The sequence below is a fragment of the Tepidimonas sp. genome, from assembly GCF_029335975.1.
Classification (GTDB): domain Bacteria; phylum Pseudomonadota; class Gammaproteobacteria; order Burkholderiales; family Burkholderiaceae_C; genus Tepidimonas.
Genome location: NZ_JARJMT020000002.1, coordinates 1 through 18089, shown reverse-complemented (window position 1 = coordinate 18089; position 18089 = coordinate 1). Strand labels below are relative to the sequence as shown.

Genomic DNA, 18089 nt, shown 5'->3' with positions numbered 1-18089 from the left:
ATGCCACACCGATGCGCTCCAGGCGCGCCGCCTGCACCGGCTGCAGATGCTGTTCATCGAGGGCGACCACTTTAGTCCTTGCTGTGAAAAAAGCGGAAACTGCCAATTGCAGGCTCTCGCACAACGCACGGGCATGACCGACCTGCACTACGGACGGCGCCGCTGCGACGATGCGGAGACGCCCGGATGAGCCCCGCCACCGCCGCCCGCCAATGGCGTGTGGCCACGGTCTCGCTGACCGGATGCTTCGGCTGTCACCTGTCCTTCCTCGACATCGACGAGCGCCTGTTCGACCTGATCGAGCAGATCGAATTCGACCGCTCGCCGCTGACGGGCATCAAGACGGTGGGCCGCTGTAACATCGGGCTCGTCGAAGGCGGGCTGTGCAATGCCGAAAATGCGGAGGTGCTGCGCGCCTTTCGCGACCGGTGCCGGATCTTGGTAGCCGTCGGCGCCTGCGCCTTCACCGGCGGCTTGCCCGCACTGCGCAACCACCTCGACGTGGGCGAGATCATGACGGCGGCCTACGGCGAGGTGCCGAACGACCCCGAGTTGCTGCTGCCCCGCGATCGGATGTGGCCGATTCACGAGGTGGTGCAGATCGGCCCTGCGCTGCCCGGCCGTCCGCCGCCAGCCGATGCCCCGCCTGCCGATACCTTCTGGCAGCTGTTGCAGGATTCGATGGCTGGGCGCCCACCACAACTGCACAAGGGTCTGATCGGCTATGGCGGAGTCCGCCCGCTCGCTAGAAACCGCGGCCGACCCCCAGGGCCTGCGCCGCATCGCCATCGACCCGGTCTCGCACCATCTGGCGGCGTCCAAAGGCGCTGGATCGGGTGATCGGCGGCTGGCTGGTGCCTGACGGCATGATTTGGCCCAAGCCCACGACTGGGCGTGTCGATGGCTGTGCCGCGAAGCCAGCGCAGCGACGGTCGGTGAGGATACTCGGCAGCGCGGAGCCGTCGCCAAACGGCTCAGCGCGGGGGTTTCCAGGCCGTCAGTGCGGCAAAGGGATTGGGGCGCGACGGATTGGAAGGGGTCTGTGGCCCGGCGCCCAGCGTGTCGCCTGCGGCCAGGGGAATCGGGCGTGGGCACACCGCATGCAGCGGCACGATCGGCACGGCCAGCAACAGCTCCTCCTCCACCAACTCCCGCAAGGGGTAGCGCGGGCCGTCGAGCACCAGCAAATCCTCTTCGCAGGATCCGTCTTGCGCCTCGGCCGTGGCTTCGTCGGCCACGAAGCGAAACCAGCGGTCCACCGTCACCGGCTGCCAATACGGCTCCAAACAACGCTGACAGACGAGCGGCACCCGACCTTCGGCCCACAAATGCAACCACAACTGCCGCGGCACCGCTGCGCGGCGTCCGCCGGCCAACGCGCGCACCGCCGCCGCCACCGCCGCAGGCGGATCGCGCCATTCGGCATGGACGCGCCAGCGAACGGCTTCTTCGGCCAGCCCCAGTCCGTCGGGCGCGTCGGCCAGTACGCGCGGCAGACGAGCCAGGGCAAACGCTCCCGACAGGGCCTCACCGCGGCGCGTCAGCGCATCGACGTCGATCCAGTCATGGGACTCATCGGCATGGGGTTTTGGGGGATTCATGCGCCATGATTATCCCTCTGCCGACCGCCTATGGCCCCCTGCCGCCTCCGTTTCGAGGCGCACCGACTCGGCCAGCCGTGCCATACTGAGCCCCTATGAATATCGCCGATCTGCGCAAAAGCTACGAGAAAGCCGAACTCAGCGAGGATGCCTCGCACACCGACCCATTGCGGCAATTCGATCAGTGGCTGCATGAGGCCATCCGCGCCGAACTGCCCGAGCCCAACGCCATGACGCTGGCAACGGTGGGCAGCGACCTGCGGCCGAGCACCCGCGTGGTGCTGATCAAGGGCTACGACGAGCGTGGCATCGTCTGGTACACCAACTACGAAAGCCGCAAGGGCCGCGAACTGGCTGGCAACCCCTACGCGGCGCTGCAGTTTCACTGGGTGGAGCTGGAGCGGGTGGTGCGCATCGAGGGGGTGGTCGAGAAGGTCAGCGCCGAAGAAAGCGACGCCTACTATGCTAGCCGCCCCCTGGACCACCGCATCGGCGCCTGGGCCAGCCCGCAAAGCCAGGTCATCGACAGCCGTGCGGTGCTGGTGGCCAATGCCGCCAAATATGCCGCTCAGTTCTTGATGAATCCACCGCGCCCCCCTCACTGGGGAGGCTTTCGCCTCAAACCCGACACCTGGGAATTCTGGCAGGGTCGCAAAAGCCGCTTGCACGATCGGCTGCGCTACCGGTTGGATGGCCTTCGTTGGATACGAGAGCGGCTGGCGCCCTAAGCCGTCCCTGCACCACAGACTCAGACTGGCGGCGCCATCGGCTCGACATCCTGCCCAGCGACGGCCTGCAGCGCGGAGATGGTGACGCGCTCGGGGGCGATCTGCGCCAGCGGCATCAGCACGAATGCGCGCTGCTCCATGCGCGGATGGGGCACGATGAGTCGCGGGGACTGGATGCGCGCGCTGCCGTAAAGCAGCAGATCCAGGTCCAGCGTGCGCGGGGCGTTGCGGTAGGGGCGCTCCCGGCCGGCACGGGCCTCCAGCGCATGGAGCGCCTGCAGCAGCGCGGGGGCGCTCAGGCGGGTGGACACTGCGGCGACCGCATTGCAGTAGTGCGGCCCGTCGGCATCCACCGGCGCGCTGCGCCACAGGCCTGAAGCGGCGATGCGCCGCGTCTGCGGCAGCTCGTCCAACCACTGCAACGCGGCTCGGACTTGGGCCGCAGCATCGCCCAGGTTGGCGCCGATACCGATATAGGCCGTGACGACGTCACGCATCGGGTGTGCCGCCATCGCTCGGACGGACCCCGTCCTCTGCGCCTGCCCCGCCGCCAGCGGGCTTGCGCCGGCGGCGGCGGCGCTTGCGCGGCGCGGCAGGCCCAGGCGGCTCGCCACTGAGATCCTCCGGCGACGGCATCGCCGGATCGGACACGGCGCAGCGGGCGGGCGGCAAGCCCTCGTCCCCGGCGGTATCGCTGGCGCGCTGGCGGCGGCTGCGCGCAGCCTTGCCCGGGGCCTTGGCACGCTGCTGCTCCAGCCGGATGGCTTCCATCATGTCGCGCCGCACGGCTTCACCCGCCAGGCTGAAGGTCTCCCACCAGTGCGCAAGCTCTTCCTCCACCTCGCCGACCTGGGCGCGCAGGCGCAGAAAATCGAAGCCCGCTCGAAAGCGGGGCTGCTCCACCAATGTGAAGGGGCTCTGCCCGCTGCGCTTGTCAAAGCGCGGCTGCATCATCCAGATCTCACGCAGGTCGGCACCAAGCTTGCCGCGCCCAGAGATGTCGCCGATGCGCGACTCGAACACCGTGTCCACCGCCTCGACGAGGGCGGGAAACGGCGCCACCCCCTCGCCCAGGCGACGTTGCCACGCCGTGCGCACATCCTGCCACAGCACGCAGGCGAGCAAAAAGCTCGGCGCCACCGGTTTGCCCTCGGCCACGCGGCGGTCGGTGTCCTGCAGCGCCGCGCGCACAAAGGGATCCTCGCCCCGCTCCACCACCACATCCAGCAGCGGGTAGATGCCGCGCGCCAGTCCGTTGGCCTTGAGCGCCTCCACACTGGCGATCGCGTGGCCCGTCTGCAGCAGCTTGAGCATCTCGTCGAACAGCCGGCTGGGCGGCACGTCGGCCAGCAGCGGCAGGTGTGCCACCATGGGGGCACGGGTTTTGTCGTCGAGCTTGAAGCCCAGAGCGCTGAGCTTGGCCGCAAAACGCACGGCGCGGATGATGCGCACCGGGTCTTCACGGTAGCGGGTGGACGGGTCCCCGATCATGCGCAGCAGGCGTTTGCGGGCATCGCGTATGCCCTGGTGGAAATCGACCACGGTCTCGGTCTCCGGGTCGTAATACATGGCGTTGATGGTGAAGTCACGCCGCGCCGCGTCCTGCTCGATCGGCCCCCAGACGTTGTCGCGCAGCACTCGGCCGCTGGCATCCACCGCCAAGGACACCCCCGCCAGGGCGCGCTGGGAGCGCTCGTCGCCCACCACGGGCTCGGCGGCTGCCGAGTCGAGGTAGGCCCGAAAGGTGGAGACCTCGATGACCTCGTGCTCGCGTCCACGGCCAAACACCACATGCACGATGCGAAAGCGTCGCCCTATGATGAAGGCGCGGCGAAACAGCGCCTTGACCTGATCCGGCGTGGCGTTGGTGGCCACATCGAAATCTTTCGGCCGCAAACCCAGCAGCAAGTCGCGCACCGCACCGCCAACGATGTAGGCCTGAAAGCCGGCGCGCTTGAGGGTGTGCACCACATCCAGCGCCCGGCCGTCCACCAGCGAGGGGTCGATGCCGTGCACGGCCACCGGCACGTCCTCGCGCTTGCCAAAGCGGGGCCGGCGCAGGGTGGGACGCACCGTCTTGTCCAGCAGTTTGTCGATCAGCGTCTTGATCATGGGAGAGGGTCGAACAGGTCCAGGATGCGCCAACCGCGCTCGCGCGCCAGTTGACGCAAACCCGCCCCCGGATTGGTGGCCACGGGCACGTCGGCGCGCTCCAGCAGGGGCAGATCGTTGGTGGAATCGGAATAAAAGGTCACATGCACATCATCCCAATCCAGCCCCTGGGCCGCCAGCCACTGCGCCACGCGCGTGACCTTGCCCTCGCGAAACGAAGGCACGCCGCGGATGGCTCCGGTGATCCAGCCGTCGGGGCCGCGCTCCAACTCGACGGCGATCAGCGTCTGCACGCCCAGCGCGCGGGCAATCGGCCGGGTGACGAACTCGTTGGTGGCGGTGACGATGGCCACCCGGTCGCCGCGCTCGCGGTGCGCGGCCAGCAAGGCGCGGGCAGCGGGCTGGATCGCCGGCTCGATCACCTCGGCCATGAAGCGCGCATGCGCCTCGGCGGCCGCCTGCGGGCCGCGCACGCGCAGCGCGTCGGTGGCAAAGCGCACATAAGCATGCACGTCGAGCCGACCCGCTTGGTAATCGGCAAAAAAAGCATCGTTGCGCCGCACAAACTCCACCGGGTCGGTCCAGCCGATGCGGGTGGTGAACTCGCCCCAGGCGTAGTCCGAGTCCAGCGGCAGCAATGTATGGTCCAGGTCGAATAGCGCAATGCCCAGCCGGCTCTGCGCCCTCTTGGGGGGCACCAAGGCGGCAGACGGCTGGATGGGCGCGGCGTCGGCATTCATCGTGGCAAGGCGTTCCAGCGGTGTGGTCGGGCGCTCAGCCGTTGGCCAACATGGCCCGCAGCAAGGGGATGGTGATGGCGCGCTGGGTTCGCAGCGCATAGCCATCCAAGCGATCCAACAACGCCATCAGGCTGGACAGATCACGTGCAAAGCGGTTGAGCATAAAGTCCATGACCTCGTCGGACAAAACCATCCCCCGGGCATCGGCCGCGCGGCGCAGCACGGCACGGCGCGCCGCCTCGTCCAAGGGTCGCAATTGGAACACATGCCCCCAAGCGAGACGGCTGCGCAAATCCTCGCGCAGCGGCAGATCCGCAGGGGGGCGGTCGCCGCAGGCCAGCACCGCGCGCTGCGGTCCGACCGCCGGGGACTGGGCGTTCACGAACCAGTTGAAGGCGGCGGCCTGCTGTTCGGCGGTGTAGAGCTGCACATCGTCCAGCAGCACCGCCGACCAGCGCTCGTCAAAGGGCGCAGGTCGGCTCAGCTCGGCTCCGAGCCACCCCACCGACTCACCCTGAGCGAGCAGGCACTGGGCCACGGCGCGCAGCAGATGCGTCTTGCCGCTGCCAGTCGGCCCCCACCAGTACATGGGCAGCGGCGCGCGCGGCTGTCCCTGAAGCCACAGCCGCAGGTGCCCCCAGACCGGCTCGTTGCCATCGGGGACAAAGTTGGCCAAGGTCGGCATGGGGGCCAAGCCCAGGTCCAAGACGAGCTGCTCCACTCAGTCCTCCCCCGGCGCAGGCGCCTCGCCGCGCGGGCGGTACAAGGGGCTGCCCACATACAGCGCCTGCAAGCGCCGCACCGCCACCAGCAGCACCGCCGACACGGGCAACGCGATCAGGACGCCCACGAACCCAAACAGGTGGCCAAAGGCCATGAGGGCAAAGATGACCCCGATGGGGTGCAGCCCGATGCGCTCGCCAACCAGCCGCGGGGTGAGAAAAAAGCTCTCGATGACCTGCCCCGCCGCGTACACCGCCGCGACCAGCAACACCCCCAGCGCACTCTGAAATTGCAACAGCGCAGCGAGCAGGGCCAGCACCAGGCCCAGCCCGAAACCCAAATACGGCACGAACACCGCCAGCCCCGTGAAAACCCCGATCGGCACCGCGAGCTTGAGACCCACCAGGGAAAGCGCCACCGCGTAGAACACCGCCAGCGTCCCCATGACCAACAATTGGCCGCGCAGATACTGCCCCAAAACCCCATCGGCCTCGGCCAGAAAACGCCCGACCGCCGGGCGCCACGGCGGCGGCACCAAGGCGCGGCAGCGCATCACCACGACATCCCAGTCGAGCAGCAGGTAGTAGGCCACCACCGGCATCAGCACCAAATGGCCCAGCACCGCAAGCATGGCACTGCCGCCGATGCGCAGCGACGCCAGCACATGGTCCATTAACTGCCCTTCATGGCCGCTGATCATGCGCCGCAGCAACGCGCGCACGCCCTCCACGTCGATGGCGATGTCGAACCCGTGGCGCTGCGCCAGCGGCACCAGCCAGGCATTGAGCCGCTCCAGCAGCGGCGGAATCTGCTCGCGCAGCAAGGGCCACTGCTGGGTGACGACTGGCACGATGATGAGCGCCACCGCCAGCAGCACCAGCATCAGCAGAACAATCGCCAGACCCGCACCCAGCCACTGCGGCACCCGGTGTGCGGCCAACCAGACCACCACCGGCCGCAGCGTGTAAGCCAAGACCGCCGCCGCCACGAACGGCAACAACACGGGCGCAAGCAGCGATATCCCCCACCAGCCGGCGACGGCCAGAGCCAGCCACAGCAGGGCTTGTCGTTGGGAATCGGTCAGCAGCATCGAGGGTCAGGGCAGCGGGCCAATGCCCTGCTCACGACCGAGCGGGGCACCCGTACAATCATGGCGATTCTACCGACCCCATGAATACAACCCCCCTCTCCTACAAAGACGCTGGCGTCGACATCGACGCCGGTGACGCGCTCGTCGAGCGTATCAAACCGCTGGCCCGCCGCACGCTGCGCGAGGGGGTGCTGGCCGGTATCGGCGGCTTCGGCGCGCTGTTCGAGATCCCGAAGCGCTATCGCGAGCCCGTGCTGGTCAGCGGCACCGACGGCGTGGGCACCAAGCTCAAGCTCGCCTTCGCGTGGGACATGCACGACACCGTCGGCATCGACCTCGTGGCGATGAGCGTCAATGACGTGCTGGTGCAGGGTGCCGAGCCGCTGTTCTTCCTGGACTACTTTGCTTGCGGCCAGTTGGATGTGGACACCGCCGCGCGCGTGGTGGCCGGCATCGCCCGCGGCTGCGAGGAATCCGGCTGCGCGCTGATTGGCGGCGAGACCGCCGAGATGCCCGGCATGTATCCGCCCGGCGAATACGACCTGGCGGGCTTTTGCGTCGGCGTGGTGGAAAAATCGCGCATCCTCACCGGCGCCGAGGTCCGCGCCGGGGATGTGGTGCTGGGCCTGGCCTCCAACGGCGTGCACTCCAACGGCTTTAGCCTGGTGCGCAAATGCCTGGAGCGCGCCGGCGCCAACCTGCCGGCTGCGCTGGACGGGCAGCCGCTGCGCGAAGCCATCATGGCCCCCACGCGCTTGTACGTGAAGCCCGTACTGGCCGCGCTGCAGCAGCATCCGATCAAGGCACTGGCGCACATCACCGGCGGCGGACTGCTGGAAAACATTCCGCGCGTACTGCCCGAGGGAATGGCTGCGCACCTGGTCAAGGGCAGTTGGCCGCAAAGCGAGCTGTTTGCCTGGCTGCAGCGCACCGCCGGCATCGATGACCACGAGATGAACCGCACCTTCAACAACGGCATCGGCATGGTCGTGGTGGTCGCGGCCGATCACGCCGACGCCACGGCGGCGACCCTGCGCGCGCAGGGCGAAACGGTGCATGTCATCGGCCGCATCGCGCCGCGCGGCGACGCAGCGGCGGTCGTCGTCCGCTGAAGATCTCGGGTCCGGCGCCCCCGCCGTCAAGCCGCCCCGCCGCGCAGCTCGCGCACACGCTGGGCGATGGCATCCACTTCCAGCGGATCGTCGGCGTGGGCCAGATAGGCTTCCAGATCGGGCAGCGCCCGGGCAGGCTGCCCCAGCTCGGCCCAGGCCAGTCCGCGATCGCGCACCTCGGCCCAGGCCTCGGGCAGCAAAACGATCAGACGGTCGAGCACAGGGATCAGCCGCTGCCAATCCGCCTGCGCCCGGTGAATCTCTTTGAGGTTGCGCAGCGCCCGCGCCACGATGTCGCGCGGCGCCGCAGCCTGCAGATACAGGTCCACCGGCACATCGAAATCGTCCACCAGTCCATTGCGGCGCTTGTACGGCTCGAGCCGCTCGGCCAGGTCTTCGCGGCTCAGAGAGCGGCCCGTGAGCGGATCGAGGATCACCTGCCCCTGCGGCAGATGGATCTTGACCAGAAAGTGTCCGGGAAAATTGATCCCGGCTGCGCGCAACCGGATGCCCTGCGCCAGCTCCAGCCAAATCACCGCCAGGCTGATCGGAATGCCCCGGCGGGTGCGCAGCACCGTGTGCAGATAGCTGTTTTCGGGGTCATAGTAGTCATTGACGTTGCCACCAAACCCCAAATCGTGAAAGAAAAACTGGTTGAGCACGCGCAGCCGGTGCAGGTGCCCGGCATCCGCCGGCAGACGGCGCCGCAGCCGCTCCAGCAGTCGATCCACCCCGTCCAGCACCGCCTGGATGTCGAGATCGGGGTACTCATCCAAAGCGACGGCGGCCGTGGCTTCCAGCAACGGAAAGCCCTCGTCCCGCGCCACCAGCGAGGCGAAATAATCGAGCGAAGAAGGCGGCCGCGCGGCCCAGTTCATGTCGCTACTTTCGCACAAACTGGCGCAACGGCAAACCAGCCACAGCCAATACCCCAAAATAGGTCGCGACGGCGCCCAGCATGCCAGCCGCCAGCACCCCCGCACGCATGGCCCGGCCTTCGGGGTGGATCCAATCATAGGCCTGCGCCAGCCACAGCAGGTACACCGTCAACACCGCGGCAGCGAACAACACCTGCAGGCCAAAACGGCCCCAGCCCGGCTGCGGCACATAGGCCCGCCGTCGCATCAGCCCGGTCATCAGCCACCCGGCATTGAGCAACGCCCCCAGCCCGATCGCCAGGGCCAGCCCGGCATGGGCCAGATGCGGCACCAGCAGCGCGTTCATCACCTGAGTGAATATCAACACCACCACGGCAATGCGCACTGGCGTGCGGATATCCTGCTGGGCATAGAAGCCCGGTGCCAGCACCTTGATCGCGATGAGCCCCAGCAGACCGACGCCGTAGCCCATCAGCGCCTGCGCGGTCTGCCGCACATCGGTCGCCGAGAAGGCCCCGTAGTGGTACAGCACGGCCACGAGCGGCTGGCCAAACACCAGCAAGCCCACCGCGCTGGGCACGGCCAGCAGCACCACCCAGCGCAACCCCCAGTCGAGCAGCCGGCTGTACCGCTCCGCATCCCCCGCCGCCTGCGCCGCCGCCAACTGCGGCAACAGCACCACCCCCAGCGCCACCCCCAGCAGCGCCGTGGGAAACTCCATCAGCCGATCGGCATAGGTCAGCCACGACACGCTGCCCGTGGCCAGATGCGACGCGATCTGGGTGTTGATCAGCAGGGACACCTGGGCCACGCTCACACCCAGCAGGGCCGGCCCCATCAGCCTGAGGATGCGGCGTGTGCCCGGGTGCTGCCAGCCGGCGCGCAGCCCCGCGCCGGTCAGCCGCACACGGGGCAGCAGCCCCAGCCGCGCCAGCGCGGGCATCTGCACCCCCAGTTGCAGCACGCCCCCCAGCATGACGCCACCGGCCAGCGCATAGATGGGCTCCAGGCCCCAACGCTCCAAGGCCGGCGCCCCCCACCACGCCGCGCCGATCATGGCCAGGTTGAGCAGCACCGGAGTGGCGGCTGGCACCGCAAAGCGCTGCCAGGTATTGAGGATGCCAGCACTGAGCGCGACCAGCGACATAAAGCCGATGTAGGGAAACATCCAGCGCGTCAGCACCACGGCGACATCAAAGCCATGTGGATTTTGCTGCAAGCCCGCTGCCATCGCCCACACCAGCAGCGGGGCGCCGAGCACCCCGACCGCACAGGTCAGCAGCAGCACCGCGACCAGCAGCGTGGCCGTGCGGTCGATCAGCTCGCGCGTAGCCGCGCCTGCCTGTGTCTGGCGCGTGGCGGCCAGCACCGGCACGAACGCCTGCGAAAACGCCCCCTCGGCAAACAGGCGGCGCAGCAAATTGGGGATGCGAAACGCGACCTGGAAGGCATCGGTCAGTGCACTGGCCCCAAAGGTGGCGGCGATCAGCAACTCGCGCACCAGGCCGGTGATGCGCGATGCCAGCGTCAGCAGCGAGACGATCGAAGCGGATTTGAACAGCGACACGGCACGAGTGTAGCCGCGCGCCTACAATGGTACGACATGACCATCCTGAACGCCGACCTGCACTGCCACTCCACGGTCTCCGACGGCACGCTCGCGCCCGAGGCGTTGGCCGAACGCGCCAAAGCCAACGGGGTGGAGTTGTGGGCGCTGACCGACCACGACGAGGTCGGCGGCCAGCACCGGGCGGCAGCAGCGGCGCATGCGCTCGGTCTGCCTTACTTGAGCGGCGTGGAAATCTCGGTCACCTTCGCCGGTTTGACGGTGCACATCGTCGGCTTGGGGGTGGACCCGGACGATCCCCAGCTGGTGCAGGGCCTCGCACACACACGCGGCGGACGCGAGCGGCGCGCACGCGAGATGGCGGCGCAGCTCGCCGCCGTCGGCATCCGGGGCGCATTCGAAGGCGCGCTCAAATACGTGGGCAACCCCGAGCTGATCTCGCGCACCCACTTCGCACGCTATTTGGTCGAGGCGGGCGTCTGCCACGACACGCACGAGGTATTTCGGCGCTTTCTGACCGAAGGCAAACCCGGCTACGTCGAGCACCGCTGGGCCACGCTGGGCGACGCCGTGCGCTGGATCACCCAGGCCGGCGGCATCGCCGTCATCGCCCATCCGGCGCGCTATGCCCACCCCAACCCCACGCAGGAATACGCGCTGTTTGCCGAATTCGCAGCGCACGGCGGCCGGGCGGTGGAGGTGGTCACCGGCAGCCACAGCAGCGCCGAGGTCGTGCGTTATGCCGACATGGCGCTGGAGTTCGGACTGGCTGCCTCGCGCGGCAGCGACTTCCACAGCCCCGGCGAATCGCACACCGACCTGGGCGCACTGCCCTATCTGGACGGTCGCCTGACCCCCGTGTGGGAGCTGTTGCCCCACCGCATCCAGCATTGACGCGGGCACAGCGCACATGGCCCAATGCTTCGAAGTCCACCCGGACAACCCGCAACCCCGCCTGTTGCGCCAGGCGGCCCAGGCCCTGCAAGGGGGCGCCGTGCTGGCGGTACCGACGGATTCCAGCTATGCCTTGGTGTGCCATTTGGATGACAAAGCAGCCGTGGAGCGGCTGCGGCGCATCCGCGGGGTGGACGAGCGGCACCACCTAACCCTGCTGTGCCGCGATCTGTCCGAACTCGCCGCCTATGCGCGCGTGGACAACCGCCAGTACCGGCTGCTCAAGGCTGCCACCCCTGGGCCATACACCTTCATCCTGGAGGCGAGCAAGGAAGTCCCGCGTCGCGTCAGCCACCCCTCGCGCAAGACCATCGGCCTGCGTGTGCCCGAACACCGCACCCTGCGTGAACTGCTGGCCCTACACGGCGCCCCGCTGCTCGGCACCACGCTGATCCTGCCTGGCGACGAGGGGCCGCTGAACGATGCGCACACCATCCGCGAGCGGCTGGAGCACGCCGTGGCCGTCGTCATCGACGCTGGTGCCTGTCCCCTAGAGCCCACCACCGTGGTCGATCTGACACCCATGGGCACGGGCGGTGAGCCCACAGTGCTGCGCATCGGCCGCGGGCCACTCGCACCGCTGGGCCTGTGAAGCCGCAGCCTGCACGCCACCTGCGACAATCCTGCCATGGACCTGGCCGAAATCATCCAAACCATCGCGATCTACGCGCTGCCGGTGCTGTTTGCCATCACCGTGCATGAGGCTGCGCATGGCTATGCCGCCCTGCACTTTGGCGACCCGACGGCCGAGCGGCTGGGCCGCATCACGCTCAACCCCATGCGGCACATCGATCCGATCGGCACGATCGCCATGCCGTTGCTGCTGTATTTCGCGACGGCCGGGGCTTTCCTGTTCGGCTACGCCAAACCGGTGCCGGTCAATTTTGCTCGGCTGCGCCACCCCAAGCGCGACATGATTTGGGTGGCTTTGGCCGGACCGGCGGCCAATCTGGCGCAGGCGATCGGCTGGGCGGCTGCGGGCTACGCGCTCGTCGCGCTGGAGGTGCAGGAGCCGTTCTTCAACGGCATGGCGCGCGCGGGCGTCCTGGTCAATCTGGTGATGTTTGCCTTCAACCTGTTTCCGCTGCCACCGCTGGATGGTGGACGGATCTTGGTCGGCTTGTTGCCCATGCGCCCGGCCATGACACTGTCGCGCATCGAGCCGTATGGTTTTTTCATCGTCCTGGCGTTGGTTGTCACCGGCGTGGTCAGCAGCCTGTGGCTGCGCCCGCTGATGCAGATCACCGCCCAGGCCATCGAGTGGCTGCTCACGCCGCTGCGCTGGCTGCTGTTCTGAGTGCGGGTCCGGCCCGCCGCATCCCACCGCTGCTTCATGACCACCGTCCGCGTCCTCACCGGTATCAAGCCCTCCGGCACCCCGCACCTGGGCAACTATGTCGGCGCCATTCGCCCCACCGTGCGCGCCAGCCGGCATCCGGGCATCGACAGCTATCTGTTTCTTGCCGACTACCACGCCCTCATCTCCACCCATGACCCGGCCCGGGTGCAGCGCTCCACCCTAGAGATCGCTGCCACCTGGATTGCGTGCGGTCTGGACCCCGAGCGCGTGACCTTCTACCGCCAGTCCGATATCCCCGAAATCCCGGAGCTGACCTGGCTGCTGGCCTGCGTTTGCGGCAAAGGGTTGCTCAACCGCGCCCATGCCTACAAAGCCGCCGTGGACAAAAACACCGCCGAGGGGCGCGACATGGACGATGGCGTCACCATGGGCCTGTTCATGTACCCCGTGCTGATGGCGGCCGACATCCTGATGTTCAATGCGCACCGTGTGCCCGTCGGCCGCGATCAGATCCAGCACATCGAAATGGCGCGCGATCTGGCGTCCAGCTTCAACCACCAGTACGGCGAGCACTTCACGCTGCCAGAGGCGGTCATCGACGAACAGGTCGCCACCCTGCCCGGCCGGGATGGCCGCAAGATGAGCAAGAGCTACGACAACGTCATTCCGCTGTTTGCGCCGCGCGAACAGCTGCGGCGGCTCATCATGGGCATCGTCACCGACTCCCGTGCGCCGGGCGAGCCCAAGGACACCGAGGGCTCGGCGCTGTTCCAGATCTACCAAGCCTTTGCCACGCCCGACGAGACCGCCGCCCTGGCGCGCGATTTTGCCGCCGGTATTGCCTGGGCCGAAGCCAAAGAGCGCCTGTTCGAGCGCATCGAACGCGAAATCGCCCCCATGCGCGCCACCTATGACGACCTGATGGCGCACCCGCAGCAGGTGGAGGCCCTGCTGCGCGCCGGGGCCGCCAAGGCGCGCAGCCAGGCGACCCCATTCGCAGCGCGGCTGCGCGCGGCGGTCGGGCTGCGTCCTCTGGACGACCTGGCCCCGCCGCCGGCCGCCCAGACCGTGGACCGCAAGGCCGCACCGCCGGTTTTCAAGCAGTACCGCGAAAGCGACGGACGCTTTTACTTCAAGCTGACCGACGCCCAAGGCCATGTGCTGCTGCAAAGCGCCGGGTTCGACTCGCCCAAGGCCGCGGCTCAGGCCATCGCCCGTCTCAAGACCGAAGGCTGGAGTGGCTGTGCGGACCTGCACAGCCTCATCGAGACATTCGTGACGGCCGACCGCATCGACGCCGCGTTGACCCTGCTGCGGCAGGCGTAGGCGCTGCGCCCACCGAGCCCGAAACCGCTGCTTGCGCCCTGCTACAATAGCGAGCTTTACGACCGCGGAGAGATGGCAGAGTGGTCGAATGCGCCGGACTCGAAATCCGGTATACGGGTATCCCCCGTATCGAGGGTTCGAATCCCTCTCTCTCCGCCACAAACAAAAACCCTTTCCGCCTCGTGTCGGAAAGGGTTTTGTTGTTTGGTGCGGACAGTATGCGTGGTGCCGCTTGTCTGACTCGAACAGACGACCTACCGCTTACAAGGCGGGTGCTCTACCAACTGAGCTAAAGCGGCTTGTCGAGCAACCGGTTTGCCAGGTTGCTCATCGTGCAGCCTCCATTGTAGCCCCTGGCGGGGGTCACTTGATCCGGGTCAGCGTCGGACGTTTGCCGCCCCGTGGCGGGGGCTCACCACCGTCGCCACCACTGTGTGCAATCTCCGCGGAGGAGCCGCTTGGATCATCGGTCGGCGCGCGCGCCTCGTCACGGGTCACCATCTGCAACCGCTGGGGCGCCGCCTTTGCCGATGCCGGCTGCGGGGCGGGAAACGCCATGCCCTGTCCATTCTCGCGCGCGTAAATGGCAATCACATGGTCCACGGGCACCACCACTTCGCGTGGTATGCCACCAAAGCGGGCTTTGAATTCGACCACCTCATTGCCCAGACGCAGACCGCTGGTGGCGTCGAAGCTGACATTGAGGACGATTTGACCATCGCGCACAAACTCGCGCGGCACCTGCACACGCTCATCGACCGCGACCACGATGTAGGGGGTAAACCCCCCATCCGTGCACCATTCGTGCAGGGCGCGGATGAGATAGGGGCGCGTGGAGGGCAGATCGGCATCCATCACTTGCGCATGACCTTTTCGGATGGGGTCAGGGCCTCGATGTACGCCGGCCGCGAGAAGATGCGCTCGGCGTACTTCAGGAGTGGAGCGGCATTCTTGTTCAGCTCGATGCCATAGTGATCCAGGCGCCACAGCAAGGGGGCGATCGCCACGTCCAGCATGGAGAAATTGTCCCCCAGCATGAACTTGTTTTTCAGGAACACGGGGGCCAACTGGGTCAGGCGGTCGCGGATATGCCCCTTGGCCTTCTCGATCTGCTTGTCGGTCGGTTTGGGCGTGCGCTGCTCCAGCACCGAGACGTGCGTGAACAGCTCCTTCTCGAAGTTGAGCAGAAACAGCCGCACCCGGGCGCGGTCCACCGGATCGCCCGGCATCAGCTGCGGATGCGGAAAGCGCTCGTCGATGTACTCGTTGATGATGTTGGACTCGTACAGGATCAGATCGCGCTCAACCAGAATGGGAACCTGGCCGTAGGGGTTCATGACCGCGATGTCCTCGGGCTTGTTGTACAGATCCACATCACGGATCTCGAAATCCATGCCTTTTTCGAACAGCACGAAACGGCAACGGTGCGAATACGGGCAGGTGGTGCCCGAGTACAGAACCATCATGGTGTGTTCGCTCCTCGACAAAAAGAAACAGTGGATGGCCGCCTGCCGGCTGGCTCACCCACTGCGGGAACCGCACCCGAGCGTGCGGTCAGAGGGATTATTTGATGTCTTTCCAATAAGCCGCATTCAGGCGCCAGGCAATGACGGTGAAGACGCCCAGGAAGATCAGCACCCACACCCCGAGGCGGATGCGATCGTTCTTAGCGGGCTCACCCATCCATTCCAGAAACGCGACCAGTTCAGCGATGGTGCGGTCGTATTCCGCCTCGCTCAGCTTGCCGGGCTTGACGACTTCCCAGCCACGGAAAACTTCCACCTCGTGGCCGTGGCTGGAGACCTTCTCGAACACCGGCTTGCGCTCGCCCTGCAACTCCCAGAGCGGATGGGGCATGCCGATATTGTGGAAGGCGACATTGTTCCATCCCGTGGGGCGGTTGGGGTCGCGGTAGTAGCCGCGCAGCAGCGTGTACAGATAGTCAGGTCCGCTGTAGCTGAGTTGCGCGGCGCGCGAGCGCGCCACCAGCGACAAATCGGGTGGCTGTGCGCCAAACCAGTCCTTGGCCTGTTTGGGATCGATCGCCGCGATCATCTGGTCGCCCACTTTTTCGGTGGTGAACATCAAATTCTCGCGGATTTGTTTTTCCGTCAGGCCGATTTCGGTCAGTCGGTTGTAGCGAACAAACGATGCCGAGTGACAGCTCAGGCAATAGTTGACGAAAATCTTCGCGCCGTTTTGCAACGCAGCTGTATCGTTGGTCAGGCGCGGAGCCTTGTCCATCGGGAAGTCCGAACCCGCCGCATGCAGCGCGCCAGGGGTCCCGAACATCGCACCAAGGGCCACCAGACCCGTGGCAATCCATCGCTTCATGGGATTCGACTCCTCGAGTTTCAGTGGGCCTGGAAGTTGACGCGGGCAGGAACAGGCTTGAACTCACCCAAGCGACTCCACCACGGCATTAGCAGGAAAAAGCCGAAGTAAAACAATGTACCCACCTGCGAAATACGCTCACCGATCGGCGACGGCGGCAGCACGCCCAAGTAGCCGAGGATCAAAAAGTTGATCACGAACAGCGCGTACAGATACTTATTCCAACTCGGACGGTAGCGGATCGATTTGACCGGACTGTAGTCTAGCCAGGGCAAGAAAAACAAGATGATCACCGCGCCGCCCATCACGACCACGCCCCAGAATTTGGCGTCGATGCTGATCATCAGCGCAGCCAACACCACCGCGCCGCCCAGCAGCCCCCCTTTGCCCACCGGGCCCATGGACGACTTGATCGCTCCCAGCACCGCCCCGATCAGCACCACCGCGACGAGCACATACATCATCTCGCTCGTGGTCGCGCGCAGCATCGAATAAAACGGCGTGAAATACCACACTGGCGCGATGTGCGGCGGCGTCACCATCGGATCGGCTGGAATGAAGTTGTTGTACTCCAGGAAATAGCCGCCGAGCTCGGGAGCAAAGAAGATGATCGCCGAAAACGCCATCAGGAACACCGAGACCCCCAAAATGTCGTGCACGGTGTAGTACGGATGGAAGGGGATGCCGTCCAGCGGCTTGCCATCCGGGCCTTTGGTGGCCTTGATCTCGATACCGTCCGGGTTGTTGGAGCCCACCTCGTGCAGGGCTATGATGTGCGCCACGACCAACCCCAGCAACACCAGCGGCACGGCGATGACATGGAAACTGAAGAAGCGGTTGAGCGTCGCATCGCTGACGACGTAGTCACCCCGAATCAGGATCGCCAGATCGGGACCGATGAAGGGAATGGCGGAAAACAGGTTGACGATCACCTGCGCGCCCCAGTATGACATTTGACCCCAGGGCAACAGGTAACCCATGAAAGCTTCTGCCATGAGGGCCAGAAAGATCGCACAGCCGAAAATCCAGACCAGCTCGCGCGGCTTGCGGTACGAGCCGTAGATCAGCCCACGGAACATGTGCAGATATACTACGATGAAAAATGCCGAAGCGCCCGTGGAGTGCATGTAGCGAATCAACCAGCCCCAGGGCACATCGCGCATGATGTATTCGACCGAGGCGAAGGCCACGGGCACCCCGGCTGCGTTGAGCGAGGCATCCGGTTTGTAGTGCATGACGAGAAAGATGCCGGTGACGATCTGAATGACCAGCACCAGCAGGGCCAGCGAGCCGAAGAAGTACCAGAAATTGAAGTTCTTCGGCGCATAGTATTCGGCCAGATGCTCCTTGTAGAGCTTAGACAACGGGAAGCGGTTGTCAATCCAAGTCAGGAGCTGCTCGCCGCGCGTGGCGTTGGGGGGGGCTTCCTTGAATTCGGCCATGATGTATTCCCTGGTGCGGGGATTCGGTGCAAAAGCGGGAGTTCTGGCTTTGGGCGGATGTTCGCCGATCAGCACGACCGTAGGCGAGTCATAGTGGTGCGGCGGCACCTCCAGATTGTGGGGGGGGGGGTTGTGGTGGTGCTCGCGAGCCGCGATGGTGAGGGTCGCGCGGTGGGGGGGGC

Annotated in this window: 19 protein-coding genes, 2 tRNA genes and 1 pseudogene; 9 read left to right on the top strand and 13 right to left on the bottom strand. The window is 66.4% G+C overall.

Going from position 1 to position 18089, the window contains the following annotated elements:
• Both P3W97_RS00205 and P3W97_RS00200 read left to right on the top strand, forming a co-directional pair.
• A pseudogene (locus P3W97_RS00205) lies at positions 1-190 on the top strand (hypothetical protein); the annotation flags it as partial.
• Entirely contained in the window at positions 187-840 is a 654-nt protein-coding gene (locus tag P3W97_RS00200) for an NADP oxidoreductase (protein WP_300842974.1), read from the top strand. The pseudogene P3W97_RS00205 and the gene P3W97_RS00200, both read left to right, overlap by 4 nt.
• A gap of 134 nt (positions 841-974) precedes the next feature.
• On the opposite strand, the gene P3W97_RS00195 is transcribed toward P3W97_RS00200, so the two are convergent.
• Positions 975-1601, bottom strand: coding sequence for a YceD family protein (locus tag P3W97_RS00195; protein WP_300842973.1), 627 nt, complete (start codon positions 1599-1601; stop codon positions 975-977).
• A gap of 95 nt (positions 1602-1696) precedes the next feature.
• Between P3W97_RS00195 and pdxH the strand changes: the two genes are divergently transcribed.
• Positions 1697-2329: a pyridoxamine 5'-phosphate oxidase gene (pdxH, locus tag P3W97_RS00190; protein WP_300842972.1), complete on the top strand. Its 633-nt coding sequence runs from the start codon at positions 1697-1699 to the stop codon at positions 2327-2329.
• Between the two features lie 20 nt (positions 2330-2349).
• Here the strand turns inward: pdxH and folK are convergent, their stop codons facing one another.
• The 5 genes from folK to P3W97_RS00165 all read right to left on the bottom strand — a co-directional run bounded on the left by folK (position 2350) and on the right by P3W97_RS00165 (position 6994).
• On the bottom strand, positions 2350-2826 hold the full coding sequence (gene folK, locus P3W97_RS00185) for a 2-amino-4-hydroxy-6-hydroxymethyldihydropteridine diphosphokinase (protein WP_300842971.1): 477 nt from the start codon (positions 2824-2826) through the stop codon (positions 2350-2352).
• Positions 2819-4441, bottom strand: a complete 1623-nt coding sequence (gene pcnB / locus P3W97_RS00180) for a polynucleotide adenylyltransferase PcnB (RefSeq protein WP_300842970.1) — start codon at positions 4439-4441, stop codon at positions 2819-2821. Before pcnB ends, folK begins: the two co-directional genes overlap by 8 nt.
• Positions 4438-5112, bottom strand: coding sequence for an HAD family phosphatase (locus tag P3W97_RS00175; protein WP_300842976.1), 675 nt, complete (start codon positions 5110-5112; stop codon positions 4438-4440). Before P3W97_RS00175 ends, pcnB begins: the two co-directional genes overlap by 4 nt.
• Positions 5113-5215: 103 nt before the next feature.
• Entirely contained in the window at positions 5216-5902 is a 687-nt protein-coding gene (gene hda / locus P3W97_RS00170; RefSeq protein ID WP_300842969.1) for a DnaA regulatory inactivator Hda, read from the bottom strand.
• Entirely contained in the window at positions 5903-6994 is a 1092-nt protein-coding gene (locus P3W97_RS00165; RefSeq protein WP_300842968.1) for an AI-2E family transporter, read from the bottom strand.
• An 80-nt stretch (positions 6995-7074) separates the two neighbouring features.
• On the opposite strand from P3W97_RS00165, the gene purM reads away from it, so the two are divergent.
• Positions 7075-8106, top strand: a complete 1032-nt coding sequence (gene purM / locus P3W97_RS00160) for a phosphoribosylformylglycinamidine cyclo-ligase (RefSeq protein ID WP_300842967.1) — start codon at positions 7075-7077, stop codon at positions 8104-8106.
• A 26-nt stretch (positions 8107-8132) separates the two neighbouring features.
• Here the strand turns inward: purM and P3W97_RS00155 are convergent, their stop codons facing one another.
• Complete coding sequence (locus P3W97_RS00155) at positions 8133-8984, bottom strand: tetratricopeptide repeat protein (protein ID WP_300842966.1); 852 nt, start codon at positions 8982-8984, stop codon at positions 8133-8135.
• A gap of 4 nt (positions 8985-8988) precedes the next feature.
• A complete protein-coding gene (gene murJ, locus P3W97_RS00150; RefSeq protein ID WP_300842965.1) occupies positions 8989-10551 on the bottom strand; it encodes a murein biosynthesis integral membrane protein MurJ in 1563 nt (520 codons plus the stop codon).
• A 36-nt stretch (positions 10552-10587) separates the two neighbouring features.
• Here murJ and P3W97_RS00145 point away from each other — a divergent pair, with 36 nt between their 5' ends.
• From P3W97_RS00145 to P3W97_RS00125, 5 genes are all read left to right on the top strand, one after another.
• Positions 10588-11445, top strand: coding sequence for a 3',5'-nucleoside bisphosphate phosphatase (locus P3W97_RS00145; protein WP_300842964.1), 858 nt, complete (start codon positions 10588-10590; stop codon positions 11443-11445).
• 16 nt (positions 11446-11461) lie between these two features.
• Positions 11462-12097 (top strand): L-threonylcarbamoyladenylate synthase, encoded by a 636-nt coding sequence (locus P3W97_RS00140; RefSeq protein WP_300842963.1) that lies wholly within the window; start codon positions 11462-11464, stop codon positions 12095-12097.
• 36 nt (positions 12098-12133) lie between these two features.
• The gene (locus P3W97_RS00135; RefSeq protein ID WP_300842962.1) at positions 12134-12802 is read left to right on the top strand and encodes a site-2 protease family protein; all 669 of its coding nucleotides are present in this window, start codon (positions 12134-12136) and stop codon (positions 12800-12802) included.
• A 36-nt stretch (positions 12803-12838) separates the two neighbouring features.
• Positions 12839-14131 carry a tryptophan--tRNA ligase gene (locus P3W97_RS00130; RefSeq protein WP_300842961.1) on the top strand — a complete coding sequence of 431 codons (1293 nt, stop codon included), beginning with the start codon at positions 12839-12841 and terminating at the stop codon, positions 14129-14131.
• A 66-nt stretch (positions 14132-14197) separates the two neighbouring features.
• A tRNA-Ser gene (locus P3W97_RS00125) sits at positions 14198-14290 on the top strand.
• Between the two features lie 64 nt (positions 14291-14354).
• Here the strand turns inward: P3W97_RS00125 and P3W97_RS00120 are convergent.
• The 5 genes from P3W97_RS00120 to P3W97_RS00100 form a co-directional block, all read right to left on the bottom strand.
• Positions 14355-14430: transfer RNA gene (locus P3W97_RS00120), tRNA-Thr, on the bottom strand.
• Between the two features lie 64 nt (positions 14431-14494).
• Positions 14495-14986, bottom strand: coding sequence for a ClpXP protease specificity-enhancing factor (locus P3W97_RS00115; RefSeq protein WP_300842960.1), 492 nt, complete (start codon positions 14984-14986; stop codon positions 14495-14497).
• Positions 14986-15597 (bottom strand): glutathione S-transferase N-terminal domain-containing protein, encoded by a 612-nt coding sequence (locus P3W97_RS00110; RefSeq protein WP_300842959.1) that lies wholly within the window; start codon positions 15595-15597, stop codon positions 14986-14988. Before P3W97_RS00110 ends, P3W97_RS00115 begins: the two co-directional genes overlap by 1 nt.
• A gap of 97 nt (positions 15598-15694) precedes the next feature.
• Positions 15695-16465: a cytochrome c1 gene (locus P3W97_RS00105; RefSeq protein ID WP_300842958.1), complete on the bottom strand. Its 771-nt coding sequence runs from the start codon at positions 16463-16465 to the stop codon at positions 15695-15697.
• A 20-nt stretch (positions 16466-16485) separates the two neighbouring features.
• On the bottom strand, positions 16486-17907 hold the full coding sequence (locus tag P3W97_RS00100) for a cytochrome bc complex cytochrome b subunit (protein ID WP_300842975.1): 1422 nt from the start codon (positions 17905-17907) through the stop codon (positions 16486-16488).
• Between the last annotated feature and the right edge of the window lie 182 nt (positions 17908-18089).

Coding starts and splice junctions, on each gene's coding strand:
- P3W97_RS00130 (WP_300842961.1), top strand. CDS start 12,839: ATGACCACCGTCCGCGTCCTCACCGGTATCAAGCCCTCCGGCACCCCG.
- P3W97_RS00145 (WP_300842964.1), top strand. CDS start 10,588: ATGACCATCCTGAACGCCGACCTGCACTGCCACTCCACGGTCTCCGAC.
- P3W97_RS00105 (WP_300842958.1), bottom strand. CDS start 16,465: ATGAAGCGATGGATTGCCACGGGTCTGGTGGCCCTTGGTGCGATGTTC.
- P3W97_RS00140 (WP_300842963.1), top strand. CDS start 11,462: ATGGCCCAATGCTTCGAAGTCCACCCGGACAACCCGCAACCCCGCCTG.
- P3W97_RS00165 (WP_300842968.1), bottom strand. CDS start 6,994: ATGCTGCTGACCGATTCCCAACGACAAGCCCTGCTGTGGCTGGCTCTG.
- purM (WP_300842967.1), top strand. CDS start 7,075: ATGAATACAACCCCCCTCTCCTACAAAGACGCTGGCGTCGACATCGAC.
- pdxH (WP_300842972.1), top strand. CDS start 1,697: ATGAATATCGCCGATCTGCGCAAAAGCTACGAGAAAGCCGAACTCAGC.
- P3W97_RS00110 (WP_300842959.1), bottom strand. CDS start 15,597: ATGATGGTTCTGTACTCGGGCACCACCTGCCCGTATTCGCACCGTTGC.
- pcnB (WP_300842970.1), bottom strand. CDS start 4,441: ATGATCAAGACGCTGATCGACAAACTGCTGGACAAGACGGTGCGTCCC.
- P3W97_RS00135 (WP_300842962.1), top strand. CDS start 12,134: ATGGACCTGGCCGAAATCATCCAAACCATCGCGATCTACGCGCTGCCG.
- P3W97_RS00155 (WP_300842966.1), bottom strand. CDS start 8,984: ATGAACTGGGCCGCGCGGCCGCCTTCTTCGCTCGATTATTTCGCCTCG.
- P3W97_RS00100 (WP_300842975.1), bottom strand. CDS start 17,907: ATGGCCGAATTCAAGGAAGCCCCCCCCAACGCCACGCGCGGCGAGCAG.
- P3W97_RS00200 (WP_300842974.1), top strand. CDS start 187: ATGAGCCCCGCCACCGCCGCCCGCCAATGGCGTGTGGCCACGGTCTCG.
- P3W97_RS00115 (WP_300842960.1), bottom strand. CDS start 14,986: ATGGATGCCGATCTGCCCTCCACGCGCCCCTATCTCATCCGCGCCCTG.
- folK (WP_300842971.1), bottom strand. CDS start 2,826: ATGCGTGACGTCGTCACGGCCTATATCGGTATCGGCGCCAACCTGGGC.
- P3W97_RS00195 (WP_300842973.1), bottom strand. CDS start 1,601: ATGAATCCCCCAAAACCCCATGCCGATGAGTCCCATGACTGGATCGAC.